Here is a 16,486-nt window from a genome sequence, read left to right as displayed (position 1 = left end):
GAAGCGGCGCGCATGGATCGTCAGGGGACGGAATCAATGGTTACTCCAGCCTTGCGGGCGTTCCAGCAGGGCAATCATCGACCGGACATTCCAGCGGCGCCCTCCACATGGCGCAACTAAACTCCGGCCTTGAACGAAACAGATAGCAAAGAATGCCATGGAGTTGATGCTTGTCGTGCTGGCGCTATGGATGGCCTGGCAATGGGTTCGCTTGCCGGCATGGCAATGGGTGAAACCACCGCAACCCACGGCGTGTTTCATCCCACCGTCCAGCAAGGTCGCCCACAGCCAGCGCAAGCCACCATGGGTGCGGCGCGAATTGATCCGCCTGAAAGCGCTGTCGCCCGGCCTTGGCTGCCGCACGTTAGCCGAATGTTTCAACCGTCAGTTCGGCGAACGTGGGGAAAGCGTGGGCAAGAGTTTTGTAGCCTACGTGCTACGTCAGTCGCGGGCCGATGTCATGCGGTTGCGGCGATCCCTTAAGCACCGTGTGCCGCGGCCCATGCCCCGTAACCAGATATGGGCGATGGACCTGACCGGGAAAGGCGATGTCTCCGGTCATCAACACATGATGCTGGGGCTGCTCGATCACGGCAGCCGGGCATGCCTGCGGTTAACGGCATTGCCGGACAAGCGCAGCCTGACTCTCCTACGGGAAATGCTTGCCACCTTTCGTCAATTCGGCATTCCGCGCGGCATCCGCGTGGATAACGAAGCCTGCTTCAACTCACGGACGATGAAGGCGGCCCTGAAAGTGCTGGGCGTCCGCCTGCAAACCACTGCCCTGCATTGCCCTTGGCAGAACGGACGCATCGAGCGGTTTTTCGGCTCGCTCAAGCAGCAATTGGACCGTATCGTTCTTGCCGATGGTAACGAACTGCGCATCAAACTGGTCGAATTCAGGGCGTGGTACAACCATTGCCGTCCCCATCAGCATCTGGACGGTCGTACCCCCGCCGAAGCATGGAGTGGAACTCCAAAATCCACACGCCCACCATGGCTCATGAACGTGTGGGAGGGCCAGATCACAGGTTGGCACTTTCCGCCCTGACGGGAAAATCAGAGCACGTCCAATGCAGGCCACCGGACTGCTGACATTGTCCACGGTCAGACCGTGCGACAAGCCGGCAACCACTCACTTGCAGAAGAAACTTGTGAGCAACAGCAGAAGATAAAGCGGCGAAAGTGAAAATTTGAGCTGCGCAACACCGACAACAACCCGTCGATCGACAGGAAAAAACAACATCGACGAGGTAAAAGTTGCTCGTGGACAGTGTGGACGGGACACCGGCCATCACAACCGTCACTTCTTGCGAAACGTTTCAACAACACCGCCCGGCTATGCCGGGCGATGGATCGGCTTAGCGACTAAAGATCTCCCACAATTCGTCGCGCAATTCATCGAGCTTTTGATTAGCACTGATTCTTTCGTCGTCATTTGGGGACCAGACGAAGTACTCAGCGAAGCCTCGTCCCCCTGCAGTCATGCTGCGGTAGATCGATGCCGCGCGATCGAAACCAGCAGGATTCAAGCCCCCTTCGGAATCTGTCAGCTCAAGAAGCGCGGCTGACACTCCTCTACGCCAATTCTGCTCACCTTGTTCAGAGAGAAGGTTAAGCAAGCTTGCCAGAAGACTCTGCGCACGCTGAGAGTTATTCACTAAATTATTCCTATTCATCTAATCGGCCTCCCACCTAGCCACACTTCTTGAACTCCAGGAATTTTCCAAGGCGTTGGGACAAAGACCTGATTAGTGTTTGGCCCGCCTTGGTAAACACCGCCCTGATAGCCAACGGGCCCCTCGTAGATCGTTGTTCCCTTAGGGATTTTGATGGCGTAGAGCCTGTCTATGGGGGAGCTTCCAGTCATAACACCGGTCTTGGGGTCGATCCACTGCGCTTTGACCGCAGAATCAATACGGATCTTTGCAAGGGATTCCGGAACCTCTCGAGTGAACCACTGCCCAAGAGGCTCACCAACTTTGCCGCCGCGATAGAGAATCAGGTCATCAGTGAGCACATTTGCGTTGTATCGACCCCCAAAGAAGTTAGCGGCCGGCGTACCGGGGAGGTTCGCTAGTGGACCAGGATTCTCAACAGCGTTATACGCAAATGTGCGCTCGCTGTTTGAAACGCCACCAACCCTCGGCCTACGCACAGAAGCCATGGTACTGACAGGCTGAGCACGTCCATTAGACTGGATATGCGCCGCCGTCACAATATCGACCATGGCGCGTGCGCTTTGGCCTGCCATCAGCACACGCTCTTCGCTTTGCCCCGACCAACGGGTGAGGTGGCCCGCCGTCATCGCCGAGAGCCCCATCATGGCGAGTTGGAGATCAACGGTATTCCGGGTGGCGAACGCCACTTCCGCCTGGCTCGGTGGACCGATCACGAACGGCTCATCGCCCATGTAGTAGCGATTGACCATCTGGATGTAGCCGCGGGCCCGGATCACATCACCGACAGGAGCATCCAGCTTGCCCGCATCGTAGGCATCAAGGTTGCGCAGGACATTGATGACGGTGGAGGCAGGAAGCTCGTCCTCCCAACGATTGAATTCCCGCATGTCCGCACCGGCAAGATCCAACTGTCTGGAGATACTCGGACCCTCACGGTAGTGGTCGAACAGCCGATCCGTGAGACTCAGGCTATCCCAGGCTTGCTGTGCGGCGGCCAGATTGGCATTGACGATGGCCGGATTCTTCCGGAGTACCGAGCCGTCAACGACCACCGTATCCAGGGTTACCGGGTCATCGGCGAGAAGGGACGGTAACGGCACCGCCTCCCGCTGCACGGAGGCGGGCTGATAGGCGGGGCCGGCGGAAACCACCGACGACCTCGGTGGAGGGCTGGCGCTGACCGCATTGGAGTCGTTGAACGCGCTGAAGTCGATGGCGTTGCTGCGACGGTAAAAACTGGGGTCAGAGTCGACTTTCTCTTTGCCGAAGCTCAAGAAAGGCTACTCTGACCCCTGTTTTCCTGTGCAGCAACAATTCCAATTAGTTGCCGTACACAGTCGCCGCCAAGAGCATTTCAGCAGCCATCCGCCAACTAATATTTTCTATGTCCACGGAATCGCCCATATTCTTGTAATACCCCCCCATGTTCCTAGCGAACCCGGACAAGCCGCCAAGAAAGCTCTCCAAGTCAACGTTCTCCCATTCATCTTTCTTGGCTTGGAAGTCCTTGCTCAAGAGATCGACAAATTTCGTGAAGTCCTCACGAGTTTGCACGGTCCTGGCGTAATCAAAAAGCTCATCACTAGTCATGATTCAATTCTTCTTTGGGCGGACAAAAACGGATGTTCCCTGATTCTGCGTGTCGAACTTGAACAGCTGCCGCTTGGGCACAGCATCCAGCTTTAAATATGGAATTTCAACTCGAGCATTCTGGAAACTGTAGAGGCGTCGGTTATCCAAGCTAAAAATCTGACCGTCCTTTTCGACGATACGAATTGGCTTGATGCTCGCAGGGTCAATGGTGCCACCATTCAGCCCACTGATGAAGTCATCTATCGATCCATATGGTGGCTTGAAGGAAGGGCTGATTTCACCCTGACTAAACCGAATTCTAGTCGGATCAATGACCCCCGTTTTCGGAAGTTCTGCAAACTCGGCTGGGGTCAAGAACTTAAGCCTCTCGCCGTTTGCAGCGCTTCCGAGTCTAGCACCCCCTCCCTGCGGCACTTCCAAAGGCATCCCAAAGTCATCAAATGCCCGCGTGGCGCCACGAACGGAACTCGCGAACTCGCCCACTCTAGCGCTTGCGCGTGCCACACCGGTCGCCACGCCCTTGGCGGCTCCTCCAGCTCCAAGTACTGCGGTTTCGGCGTCAAACACGGCCGACGACCGTGCCGCGGCAGCATTGAAGATCGAAACACCATTCCCCATCGCCTCAAGCTGATCTGCGTAGGCAAAGCGATCACTGAAATGCGCGATCGTCCCGTCAACAGGATGGCTTGCCCACTCCGCAATGGTGCCCGCCACGATGCCTAGCCGGTCGTAGGAAGCTCGATGCGCATCTTCCAACTCCATTAATCCGGATAGCCCCGTTTCGTACATGCCCGCACCGGCAAAGTCGTATGCCAACTGTCCTAGGCCAACAACGCCATTGAACAGAGACTTGCCGACGCCCCATGCGCCACCGATCGTGCGCAGGAAAAGCTTCTCACCACCGCCCAGCGCGTAGCCCTGCGGACCCCGTGGCCCCGCCAACGCCTTGGCATAGTCGTCCGGGCGGTTCTTCTGCATCCACCCGGTATTGGTCTGGTAGAACGTCCCGTGCGCCTGTTCCACCGTCGCCCCCACCGGAATCTTCGCGTACAGCGGGCTGCTGCCTACCCAGGCGTTGTAGTCCTGCCGCCACTGCCATTCAGCCCAGCCGGCATTGGTCCTGTCCACGTCCGGATAGACGTTGACCGTATCCAGGGTTGTCGCTCCCTGCACCGCGTGTGAGCTTCCCTCCCCGGGAGCTTGACCGCCTCCCAGCAACATCAGCATGGGATGTACCACCAGACCGTTGGACATCAGATCGGCAGCGGCCTGCATGTTTTCCCGGCGTTGCTGTGCCGAGCGGGTCTGCTGCAGCCGCGCTTCCACCGCCCACCTCTCGTGCTTGCCTCCCGCCGCGTTGCCCAAGGCGTTGCCGAACGCATCAGAGAGGATGCGTCCATAATCTACGTCGCCGCCCAATCCCCACTGCCGGCCCGCATGCAAGGCCAGGCTCCCGCCGACGACACCACCGATCATGTCCGCCGCGAACTGGCCGCCAGCCGTGGTCAGGTCGATATCGAACGCCATGCCGATGCGCGGCATCGCCGTGGCGGTCAGGCCCGCCGATACCGCCCCCACCGCAATGCGACTCCAGCTGAAGCTGGCGTCCACGCCGGCCACCTTGCTGGCCGCGTAGCTGGTCATCTGCCCCACAACCGCGCTGGCCGCGGCCTGCGCAAAACGCGTGCCTCCCAGTGCGCCATTGAGCCCCTGCATCATCCCGGTGCCGCCGACCCACGCGCCCGCCGCCGCCGAGGCGCCCGCCTGCAACGCATTGCGCCAGCTGAAACTGGTCATGTCCATCGCACTGCCCACCGCCTGGCTGGCGACGCTGCCGGCGAATGCGCCGGCACCCGCACCAACCACCATGGCCGTGGTGCCATAGCCTCCCGCCAGGGCACTGAGGCCAGTGGACATCGTGGCCGCAAAACCGCTTGTGCCCGCTGCCGCCGTCGCCGTGGCCGCGCTGGCGGTAACCCCTGCCGTCGTACCCGCAGCGCCGGTGCCTACCGCCGCACTGCCCATTGCCCCGGACGCCACACCGGCCGTATAGATCGTCACCACCACGGCCACCACCACCATGATGATCGTGCCCAGCGTCCCGCAGCCGCTGTTGCTCGGCGGCTGGATGTACGGCAGGCTCGGCGTGCTCGGCCCGGTGATCTCGCCCGGGTTGTAGGGCTTGAAGGTATTGGCGTCGTTGCTGTTGGTCTTCACCTGCGGCGCATTCAACGTCGCTCCCGCCACCAGGTCGCTGTCGCCCTTGAGCGCGTTGGCTTCGGCAAGCACGTACCACAGGTTGCCGTTGCCGTAGACGCGCTGCGCCAGCGTGTACAGCGTGTCGCCCGCCTGCACCGTCACCTTGCCGGCCCCGCTGTCGCTGCTGCTGAACGCCGTCAGACGGCTAAGCACGTCCAGCTTGCCCGCCTCGTCCAGGCTGGCCACCTGCTGGCCCGTCGCGTACACGTTGCGCTGGTTCATCCGGCCCAACACGTCGCCCGTGGCCACCTGGCCCTGCGCGTTCTTCTGCTGGAACACGTTGCCGCTGGTCACCGTGCCGTCGCGGCGGCTCAGGATCATGCCGTTGCCGTCGTAGGCGAACGTGCGCAGCCGGTCGTCCAGCGTCGCCCCGACCGTCTTCTCCCGCATCTCCTGCAGGCGACCGGCCAGGTCGAAGCTCATCGTGCTGGTGGTCGTCTTGTAGTTGCTGTTGCTGCTGCTGCCGGTGATCGTCTTTTCCTGGTAGCTCCCCCAGCCCTCGTACGTGTAGGTGTAGGTGTGCGTGTAGGCCGCATCGCCCCAGTTCTGGTAGGTATAGCCCTTCACCCGGCCGGCCGTGTCATAGCCCAGCCCCGCACCGCTGTAGCTGATCCGGTTGCCCTGGGTCAGCTCGGACACGTTCTGGTGGTCGGCCCAGCTGCTGGGATCGATCATCTCCGGCTGCTGGATGATCGGGCTGTAGCGCGGGTCGTTCACCCGGTTGCGTACTTCCGGGCGGCGCAGCGTCTCCAGGGTCAGCACCCGGCCATCGGCGTCGTACGTCGTGCTCTCCACCGACGCCAGCCAGCCGGCCACCGATTCCTCCCCTCCTCCGGACTTCTGCCGCGTCTCGCCGTTGGCGTAATAGGTGCGGCGCTCCAGCAGACGGCCCGCCGCATCGTAGCTGCGCTGCTCCACGTAGGGGTAAGGCGAGAGGTCCCAGCCCGACAACGGCCTGGCATTGCGGATGTTGAGCAGTTCACCCCGCTGCGAATAGTCCTGCTGGACCAGCATCAGCGTCCTTGTGCCGAAGCTGCCGCCCAGCATGACTTCGTTGCCGAAGTAGTAGCGGGCCACCTGATTGCCAGCGGCGTCGTAGCCGTAGCCATAGCTGAGGTTGTTGTCGGCCACCACCACCTGGCCATTGGCATCCACCGTGCCGTTGACCACCACCACCCGGTTCAGGCTGTCGTAGGCGTACCACGACTCGTCGCGGCGGATCGTGGTGCCGCCGATGGTCGTCACTTTTGCCGGCGTCGGTGCCACCGCCGTGGGCACGCTGCCTACCCCGAGCAGGAACTGGCCGACATCCCGGGCGCCGCTGGCGCCGTCGGTGGCGATGATCCGTACCGTGTAGCTGGACTGGCCCAGGTTCTGCGGCGTGCCGGTAATCCGCCCGGTCGTGGCGTTGATCGAAAGCCCCAACTGCGACAGTCCGACCCAGCTGTTGCCGATCAGCACCTCGGCCGCATAACCCAGCGCCATTCCCGGCAACGCGCGGAATGCACCGCTGGGCAATTCGAAGTCCACCGGCACGCCCGCACTCACCGCCCGGTTGGGCAGGCCACTGCTGGCGATGTACATCACCCCCACCGGCGCGGTGCCGCTGCCGTATCCCGAGCGCGCGACCACATGCGAGCGGTTGCCCGCCGCGTCGTACTCGTACACCGCGTCGAACACCCAGCTGCCGGCCACCATGTCGCGCTGGCTGATCCGGCGCAGGCGATGGTGGTTGTCGTACTCGATCTCGGTACGGACGTGCACCGTCCTGCCGCGGCTGTCGCGGGTGATGCTCTCCTCCACCGTGCGGTTGCCGGCCGCGTCGTACTCGTAGCGGTAGATCACCCCGTTCGGCTCCTGGACCTCGCGCACCAGCCCGCTGGCGTAGTACAGCGTGGTGCGGTCCAGGCCGGCGCTGCTGGTCTCGCCGGCGCGCAGCCCCGTGGCCGCGTCGTAGGCGTAGTCGTAGTCGCGGCCGCTCAGGTCGTTGTGGTCGACCAGCCGGCCGAAGAAATCGTAGTTCCAGGTCAGCTCATTGGTCAGTACGGATTCGCCCTCACGATCAACGATGGCCGTATGCGCCAGGTCGTAGGTCTCGCGGATCTTCAGGCCGGCCGCGTTGTAGCCGTAGTCCATCACCACGCCGGCCGCGCTCTGGCTGCGCACGATCAGGCCGCGGCTGTCGTAGTTGTACAGGGACGACTGGTTCAGCGCGTTGGTGACGCGGATGCGGTCGCCGTTCTGGTTCAGCTGGTAGGTCTCGCGCGTCTTCTTCTCGCGCGCGGTTCCGGCCGCGTTGGTCAGGTAGTCGCCATGGCCGACTACGCGGTCCAGGCGGTCGTACTGGGTATGGGTCAGATAGCCCAGCCCATTCTGCGACAGCACCTGCTGGCCCAGGGCGTTGTAGGCCTGCTGGCGCACGTTGCCCGCCGCATCGATCACCTTGACCTGCCGGCCTCCCAGGTCGTACTCGTACCGGCTGAGGTTGCCGTTGCCATCCCGCTCTCCCACCAGGCGACCGATGCCGTCGTAGTACCAGTTGCGTTCGGGACGCATCTGCTGCGCAGGCGTGCCGTTGGCCACCACACGTACCAGCGGCTGTATTTCGCGCACCAGGTTGCCCAGCTCGTCGTATTCGTAGTCGGTCGTCAGGCCCTTGGCATCCACCAGTCTCAGCAGGTTGCCCCAACGATCATAGGTACGGCTGCTGGTATGGGTGATCGTCGCGTCGGCCTGGTTCGATGGCGAGCGGACCTGCGTGGCGCGTCCCAGACGATCCGTCTGGATCAGAGTGGTGGCGACCAGGCTTGCGTCGAGGTTGTGCCACGCCTTGACCTGGTTGCCGGCGGCATCGTAACCGTACCAGCGGGTGGCGCCGGTGGCATTGTCGCTCTCCAGGCGACCGGCGCGGTCGTAGGCATAGAATGCGCGCTGGTCGCCAGCACCCGGCCCGCGGCTGATGATGTCGCCGAACGCATTGTAGGCAACCGCTTCGCCGGTATCCCGCGCGGCGTCGCGCATCACCAGCCGGCTCAGTTGACGGCCAAGCTTGTCGTAGATGGCCGTGCTGGTGATGGTGACGCTGCTGCCATCGCCGTTGGTCAGGGTATGGGAAGTACTGAGGAGACGATCAGCGGCATCGAAGCTGCGGATGACCACGTTGCCTTCGGCGTCCTTCTCCCAGACCGCCCGTCCCTGCCCGTCATAACGGGTGACCATGACCTGGTCCCGGCCCGCATCGGCAACCGGCGCCGTGGCGCCCTGCATCCAGCCGTTGGCATACCGGCGGGCGGTCACCAGGTTGCCGAAGGCGTCGTAGGCCATCGTCACATAGGGCGATACCTGTTGATAGAGCGTGCCGGTACCCAACGTGTTGGAGGTGCTGCCGAGCAGTGCGGCCTCGGCCGTATCCGCCAGCACGGCGCGCTCGGGTTCGCGCACCGAGACGGTGCGGTCGAGCGCATCGTATTCGGTGATCGTGGTCGCAGCCGCCGCGGTTCCCGCATCCCGGGTGACGCCGGTAAGACGGCCGGCGGCATCGTAGGCGAAGGCTGTCCGTACGTCTCCTACGACCGCGGTGCCATCGCCCTGCCGGTAGTGTCGCAGCAACGCTTCGCTGGTCTTGCGCCCGAGCGCATCGTAGCCGTACGCGAATACGCGATCGTGACCAATGGCGGCATCGCCGGCCGCCGGCAGCGGCGGCGGTGGCGTGGTCGGCGTCAGCGCCGCGAACGTCGCCGCGTCCAGTGCCCGCGCGTGCTCGATGACCTGGGTCACCTGCCCCATGGCGTCATGGGTACGCTGGGTCACGTAACCTTCCGCATCCACGGTCAGGATGTTGCGGCCCAGCCCGTCGTAGTACTGATAGGTGGGCGACCAGCGTCCGGCCACCGGATCCAGCAGCACCGCGGTCCTGGCCAGTTCGCCGAACGCGTTGTACCGGAAGCGCGTGGTCGGCTGCGTCTCGCCGCGGGTACCGTCGGCCTGGTAGTAGTAGACCGAACTCTGGGTGACCTCGGTCTTCCTGCCCAGCGCGTCGTAGCGGGTGGTCAAGGTACGGTCCATCGTGCCGGCCGGCCGGCCGGCGGCGACCTGTGCCGCCGCCAGCGGCATGCCCTCGCTCCAGCCGCTGATCGCCGAGGCGACCAGCTTGTCGGCATAGCGGGTCAGCGTGGCCTGTTCGCCGAACGTACTGTAGGTATAGCCGGTGACATAGCCCTCGGCATCGACTTCATAGGCCAGCTGCCCGCGGGAATCGTAGGCCTTGTAGCTGTAGTTCCCGTTGACGTCCTTCTGGACGACCGCCTGGTTCAGCGCGTTGTAGGTGACCTCGATGGTCGGCCGTACTCCGCTGGGCGTGATCGCACCGGTAGCGGCGTTGAGGACGCCGGCATCGGGAAGGATCGTCCTGATCTGGTTGCCACGGTTGTCGTACTGGTACTCGGTGATGCGCGGCTGGGTGCCGGTGGCATCCTCGGTCCGGGCCACCAGGTTTCCCAACGCGTCGTACCCGTACAGGGTGACCACCGCTCGGGATGCATGGCTGACGTTGCCGGCGTTGTCGCTGGTGGCGATGCTGACCGGTGGGCTGGCCTGGCTGACCATGCGCCCGGCCGCATCGTAAGCATAGGTCCAGACATGGCCGAGCTTGTTGGTGTAGCGGATGCGATTGCCGACGGCGTCATACTCGAAGGACTCGGTCGCGCCATTGGCGTCCATGACCCAGGCCACCCGGCCGGCACTGTCGTAGCCGGTGCGGGTGATGCGCAGGCTGCTGGCCGGCTGGTCCGCCACCGCGGCCACGACCGCCGCTTCGGTCGCCGGCGTGCTGGTCGGGATGGTGACCGGATACCGGCGATGGGCCACGACCCGTCCCAGGGCGTCGTAGCGCTGCTCGGTCACGCCGCCCAGGTTGTCCAGCACGAAGCGCACCGCGCCATTGGCGTCGTAGACCATGCGGGTGGTGCGCTGGTTGGCGGCGGTGTTGCCGTTGGCCGCGACCAGGGCGGCGTTCACTCCTTCCACCGTCAGCGCCGTGGCCGACGGGATGGTCACGCCATAGACGGTTTCGGCCACGACCCGGCCGGCCGCGTCGTAGCGCCGTTCCTGCACGGTGTAGACGCCGTTGCCGTCGGCACGCAGGGTGTAACGCTCGCGCCCCGCCGCGTCGTAGACCCATTGCGTGGTGCGCGACGCTCCGGACAACCAGCCGGCCACCGTGCTCGCCGGGAGGGTACCGGCGCGCACCTGCGGCAGCTGTGAAGTGAGCACGGCCGCATCCACCAGGGTTTCCCGCGAGGCGCGCCCCACGACCCGCCCACTGGCGTCGTAGAACAGCTCGGTCACCGCACCGTGCATGTTCCCGGCCGCGTCGCCGACAATGTCGATGATGAAGCGGACGCGGCCGGCATCGTCATACACCTGGTAGGTCTGCAGGTCGCGGGCGTTGTCCGACCCGAGCCGGGCAGCGATGTCCTGCTCGGTGGCCGTGCCGTCGGCCAGCTTGGCCAGCAGGGCCGCATCCATCACCACCGCCGGTGCATAGCGACGGCTGCCCACGTCGCGGCCGGCTGGATCGGTAAAGTGCTTCTGCAGGGCACCGTACGCGTCGACCGAGAAGCGCAGGCGCCCGGCGGCGTCATGGATGCGGTAGAGACGCAGGTCCCTGTCGTCGGCTGTGGTGAGCCGGCTGCTGACATCGCTCAGCTGCGTGGTGCCGGCGTTGAGCTTGACCGTCAGTGCGCTGTCCAGCACCAAGGCGGTGGCGTAGGCGCGCGTCCAGGCCACCCGCCCGGCGGCGTCGTAGCCCGTTTCCTGGACGTTGCCCGCCCGGTCGATGCTGTAGCGCACGCGCCCGGCCTCGTCCAGCACGCTCCAGGTGACCTGATCCTCTCCGGAACCTACGGTCGTGACCGTGGCGGTACCGGCACGCAACTGGCCGACCAGCACCGGGGTCAGCTCCACACGATTCACGTGCGCGCGGGTGCGGATCAGGCGCCCGGCGCTGTCGTACAGGCTCTGCTCGACCGCGCCGGTGAGATCGATGCTGTAGCGCAGCCGTCCATCGTTGTCATAGGCCAGATAGCGCCCGGCATCAGCCGCGCCCTCCACGCGCAGCGCGTCGAGCTGGGCCACGGTGGTGGCGTCGCCCAGCGAGGCCAGCTGCGCCGGCGTCAACGCCTGCGCCGCGCTGCGGGTGGCCACCAGGCGGCCATTGGCGTCGTACCAGTTGCGGGTCAGCCCGCCCAGCGGGTCGACCGCGTACGTCTGCCGATTGGCTTCATCGTAGTAATAGCGCGTGACCGCGCCGGTCGCGTCCGTGCGGCGGATGACATTGCCATTGCCGTCATAGGCGTAGGACGTGGTCAGGTTGAGCTTGCCGGCACCCGGGTCGACCACCTCGGCGGTCCGCCGCCCCAGCGCATCGTAGAGATACTGCCTCACCGTGGCAGCGGCCGTGCCGTAGCCTTCGGTCACCGTAACCTGACGGCCCTGCGCGTCGTAGGCGAACACCGTGCACTGGTTCAGCCCGGCCGGGTCCTGCGCCACCTGCGCCAGGCGCCCTTCGCGGTCGTAGCTGTAGCCGGTCACCCGCCCACTGGCATCGGTCACCGTCAGCTGCCGTCCTTGCCCGTCGTAACGGTAGTTCGTGGTGATGTTGAGTTTGCCCGCCCCCGGATCCTCGATCCGCTGCAGCAACCGTCCCTGTGCGTCGTAGCGGAACTCGACACGGCGGCCGCTGGCATCGACCGTGGCTGTCAGCAGCCCGCGGGCATCGTACGTCTGGGTCGACGCCTGGTTCAGCGCATCGCTGGTGCTGGTCAGCAGACCATCGCGGTCATAGGTGTTGCGCGTGACCACCCGGCCGGCGGCATCGGTCACGGTCAGTACCTGGCCATGCCGGTTGTAGGCCGTGCTCACCTGGATGCCTTCGGCCGAGGTCACCGTCATGACCTGCGTGGCCGGGTCATAGGCATAGGTGGTGACCATGCCGCGGGCATCGGTGACCTGGGTGCGCCGGTAGGCATCGTAGGTGGTGCTCACCGTCTCCACCCGGCCCTGCACCGTACGGGTGACACTGATCTGACGCCCCAACCGGTCGTAGCCGTAGGCGGTCGGCGTGCCGCGGCCATCAACTTCACCGATCACCCGCCCGAAGGCGTCGTAGCTGAACCCCACGCTGCGTACGCTACCACTGCCCACGCCCTCGGTGCGCTGGGTCAGATGGCCGCGACGGTCGTAAACATGGTCCGTGGTCGAGGCCGATGCCGTGCCACTGGCGGCAACGACACGACTCAGGTCGCCGAAGGCGGTGTACGCGTAGGTGGTCACCGCGTTCTCGGCATCGATGACCTGGGCCAGCTGGCCGCGCGCGGTATAGGCATATTGCCGGCGCGTATCCACCGCCGCCGCATAGGCCAGCGTGCTGATGGCATTGGCGGCGCTGGCACGACTGCCCGGCACCGGGATGGTCAGCCGGCCGGTATAGGCGATCGTGTCGGAGACATCGCCAAAGGCGGTATAGCGGGTTTCGGTCACCTCGCCGCGGGCGTTCTGCAGGCCCACCTCGTCGGCCATGCCCTTGACCGTGAAGGTCAGCCGGCCAGCGCTGTCGTGGAAGTACCAGGTCTTGTTGCCCGCCGCATCGATGCTCTCGATCCGGCGACCGAGCACGTCGTAGCTGTGGCGCACCCCGTACTGTGCATAGATCGCATCCAGCTGCGCCTCGCTCATGCCCGGCAGCAGCTGCAGCGCCCCTTCGCCGCTGATCTCGCCGATCAGTTCGCCGAAGGCGTTGTAGCGCCGGTTCCCTTCCCGCACCTCACTGGTGCCCTGCGCCGTCTCCGTCTTCACCAGGCGACCGGCCGCATCGTAGGTGTACCGGGTCTGCGTGCCTTCGGCATTGGACTCGATCGCCAGCCGACCCTGGCCGTCGTAGTACCTGCGCACCTGCTGGTACGTGCCGGCCTGTGCGCGCACAGTGGCCAGCGTGTCGCCTGCAGCAGCCGTTACCGCCGTGGCATAGCGGCGCTCGGCGCGCACGCTCCATGTCTCGTCGATGACATATTCGGTCAGGTAACCCTGCGCATCCAGCAGGCCCACCAGCTGCCCGCGCCCATCGTGGAAGTAACGGGTGGTCTGGTCCTGGCCCGTCGTGCCCGGACGCAGCTGCGCCAGCGTACCGGTCGCCCGATATGCCGTCGGCGATGCACTCGCATAGCGCGTCAGCGACAGGACGCGACCGCCCCGGTCGTACTGCGTCTCGGTCAGATAACCTTCCGCATCCAGCACGCCGACCTGGCGGCCGGCCTCATCGTGGAAGTAACGCACCACCCGCGCGGTACCCGCCGTGCCCGCCGCATCGGTCGTACGCACCTGCAGCAGCCGGCCTGCACCGTCGTAGGTATAGGTGCTGATCGAGCGCTCGGTACTGCCCTCCAGCCCATCGGTCTGCGTGGCCAACCGTCCGGCGGCGTCATAAGTGCGGCCGCTGACCCGGTCCAGCGATGCATTGGTCACGATTCCCAGGCTGTCCACCTGCGTCGGTAACACCTTGCCTGCCACCAGCCAGCTGCCGGTCGTCAACCGGTTGGCATACTGCCGCGTGCCCACCACCCGATCCGAACCATCGTAGTAGGTCCGGGTGAGTGCGCCGGTGGCATCCACCGTGGCCTCCAGCCGCCCCTTGGCGTCATAGAAGAAGTAGCTGCGCCCACCGGCAGCATCTTCGCTGGCGCGCAGTTGCCCGCTCGCGTCGTAGTAGTTCAACTGCGTGCGGGTCTGGCTGCCACCGCCTGCATTGCCCTGCTCACTGACCGACACCAGCCGCCCGGCCGCATCGCGCGTCTGCGTGACCACGCGACCGCCGCCCTCGGTCATCACAACCTGATGGCCCGAATCCAGATACGCATAGGTCGTCTGCAGAACACCCGACACGCCGATCTCGCGGCTGGTGCTGCTCAGCAATCGGCCCAGGCCGTCATAGGCGTAGTCAATCTGCTGGCTGCCGGCCAACGCCGCCCCATCGCCCGTGCGGCTGCCATTGCGCAGCGTGATCTGCTGGCGCAGCGTACCCTGCGCATCGTACGTGTAACGGGTCAGGCTTGCCCCCGAGTCCAGCACACCGATGCCCGAAGCATTGACCGTGGCGTACTCCGTACGCAGGCTCAGCCGCCCCCAGGCGTCGTAGCCCAGCTCGGTCAGCTGGCTGCTCGCCTTCCTCGCAGCGGTCGCCCACGCTTCCAACCCTGCCAGATCCGAAGTGCCGGCATAGCTGGCTCCCAGATACTGCCGCAGGCTGCTCTGCTGCCCGATTCCGTCGCCACTGGCCGCATAGCTGAACTCGCTTACCTGGCCCAAGGCATCGACCACGAAACGCAGCCGGTCCTGCCCGTCGTACACATAGCGTGTCGTCAGTCCACCCGTGGGCAGCGCCGCACCCTCCCGATCCGGATCCACGCCCGTATACCGCGTCAGGCTCAGCAACTGGTTGCCCGCGCTCCACGTACGGCTGATCGCATTGCCCAGCCCATCCCATTCCCACGTCACGTTGCCCGACGCATCGTAGGCATAGTCCACCTGCGACAGCACCGCTGCGCCACGCACGGTCTTGACCTGCAGCACGTTGCCCGACGCATCGTACTGATAGGTCGTTACGTCCGATTGCCCGGAGATCGCCGGTGCCACCAGGCTGGTCAGCTGTCCCTCGGCATCGAATCCATACACCCACGCGCGGCCCAGACTGTCGCTTACCGTGGTGCTGCCCGCCGCGTATGCATAGGTGAAGGTCTCACCCAGGCCATCGGCATCGTTGGCATTCGTATCCCCACGCGTCACCGTCTTGATCCGGCCATCGGCGTGATAGGTGAAGCCCACCACCGTCCCGTCGCCCTGCCTGACCGACGCCAGCCGCAGGCTCGTCCCTTCATAGGTGTACTGCGTGCGGAACAGCCGTCCGTCGTTCTGGGAAGCGGTCGTGCCGTTCCAGGTGTTGTCGGCCGCATTGTTCGGCGTCAGGTCCGTCACCACCCCGACCAGTCGCCCCTGGCCGTCGTATTCATAGGCCACCTGGTGGCGCACCACGCCCCCCTCCCGGGTGGCGATGCTGCTCAGTCGGCCCGCACCGTCATACCCGAAGACCAGCGCATCCCCGCCGCTGCCCCCATCGTCGGCACGGATCTGCGCGATCCGCTGGCTGGCGTCGTAGTCCACCTGCCAGGTCACCGGCAACGCCCCATCGCTGCGCAGGTCGCGCAGATACGTCAACCGTCCCTGCCGGACGGCATCGGCATGGCCGGCATACCCCTCTTCCCGGCGGGTGCTGCCCTCCACATAGCGCCAATCGCTCCCCGTCCAGGTCAGCGTGTCATGCGCACCATCCCCTGCGCTGGAACGATAGGTATTGGCCGAAACATAGGCGAAGTCCTGATACGAGCCATCGCCGGTAAAACGCCGCATCACGCTGCCGGCCGCGTTGAACGTGCCGCCCTGCAGGGCCACCCGCCGCTCGAAGCCCGTCATCCAGCCATCGGCCCCGACCTCGGACAACAGCCCCAGGCTGTTGTAGGTCCGCGTCAGGTTCACGCTCAACCCGCGGAACACCAGGTGCTCGTCGCTGCTCTGCCAGACCAGGTTGCCCGTGGCCGCGTTCACGTACTGGTTGTCGCGCCCCTGGCCAACCCCTGCGCCACCGCCCAGCCCATACCCCAACTGGCTCAGCGAGGTGTTGAACAGACCCAGACCGTTACCCGTGAACACTGCCGACATGACCGAACTCCCCGGCTACCCCCGCGTCCCTCATGGACGCAGTCGGGCCCCTCTGGAGAACAATCCCATCGAGCTGGAGGAAGTTTAGGGGCACGTCCCCCCTGCTCTCTATGCCCCGGCAATACCTTGAACGTGGCCGATCAACTGCAGAAGGCCCCCTGTCCGTTGCAAAACCCGCCAAGGAC

5 protein-coding genes are annotated in these 16,486 nt (G+C 64.8%); 1 reads left to right on the top strand and 4 read right to left on the bottom strand.

From position 1 onward, the window contains the following. The first annotated feature begins 157 nt into the window (after nt 1-157). Complete coding sequence (locus ABTV91_RS11230; RefSeq protein WP_433851517.1) at nt 158-1,051, top strand: transposase; 894 nt, start codon at nt 158-160, stop codon at nt 1,049-1,051. Between the two features lie 310 nt (nt 1,052-1,361). Here ABTV91_RS11230 and ABTV91_RS11225 read toward each other — a convergent pair whose 3' ends face one another. Genes ABTV91_RS11225 through ABTV91_RS11210 form a run of 4 tightly spaced genes read right to left on the bottom strand, consistent with a single transcriptional unit; the run spans nt 1,362 to nt 16,301 of the window. Then, a complete protein-coding gene (locus tag ABTV91_RS11225; RefSeq protein WP_433851516.1) occupies nt 1,362-1,661 on the bottom strand; it encodes a hypothetical protein in 300 nt (99 codons plus the stop codon). Between the two features lie 14 nt (nt 1,662-1,675). Next, nucleotides 1,676-2,956, bottom strand: a complete 1,281-nt coding sequence (locus ABTV91_RS11220) for a hypothetical protein (RefSeq protein WP_433851515.1) — start codon at nt 2,954-2,956, stop codon at nt 1,676-1,678. A gap of 46 nt (nt 2,957-3,002) precedes the next feature. Further along, a complete protein-coding gene (locus ABTV91_RS11215) occupies nt 3,003-3,272 on the bottom strand; it encodes a DUF7660 family protein (protein ID WP_433851514.1) in 270 nt (89 codons plus the stop codon). A gap of 3 nt (nt 3,273-3,275) precedes the next feature. After that, a complete protein-coding gene (locus ABTV91_RS11210; RefSeq protein ID WP_433851513.1) occupies nt 3,276-16,301 on the bottom strand; it encodes a putative Ig domain-containing protein in 13,026 nt (4,341 codons plus the stop codon). Nucleotides 16,302-16,486 lie beyond the last annotated feature (185 nt).

It is taken from the genome of Stenotrophomonas nitritireducens, assembly GCF_050984405.1.
In the GTDB taxonomy this organism is placed as follows: domain Bacteria; phylum Pseudomonadota; class Gammaproteobacteria; order Xanthomonadales; family Xanthomonadaceae; genus Stenotrophomonas; species Stenotrophomonas nitritireducens_B.
Note: the sequence above shows the minus strand (reverse complement) of the source record. Positions and strands in the feature narration are given on the sequence as shown.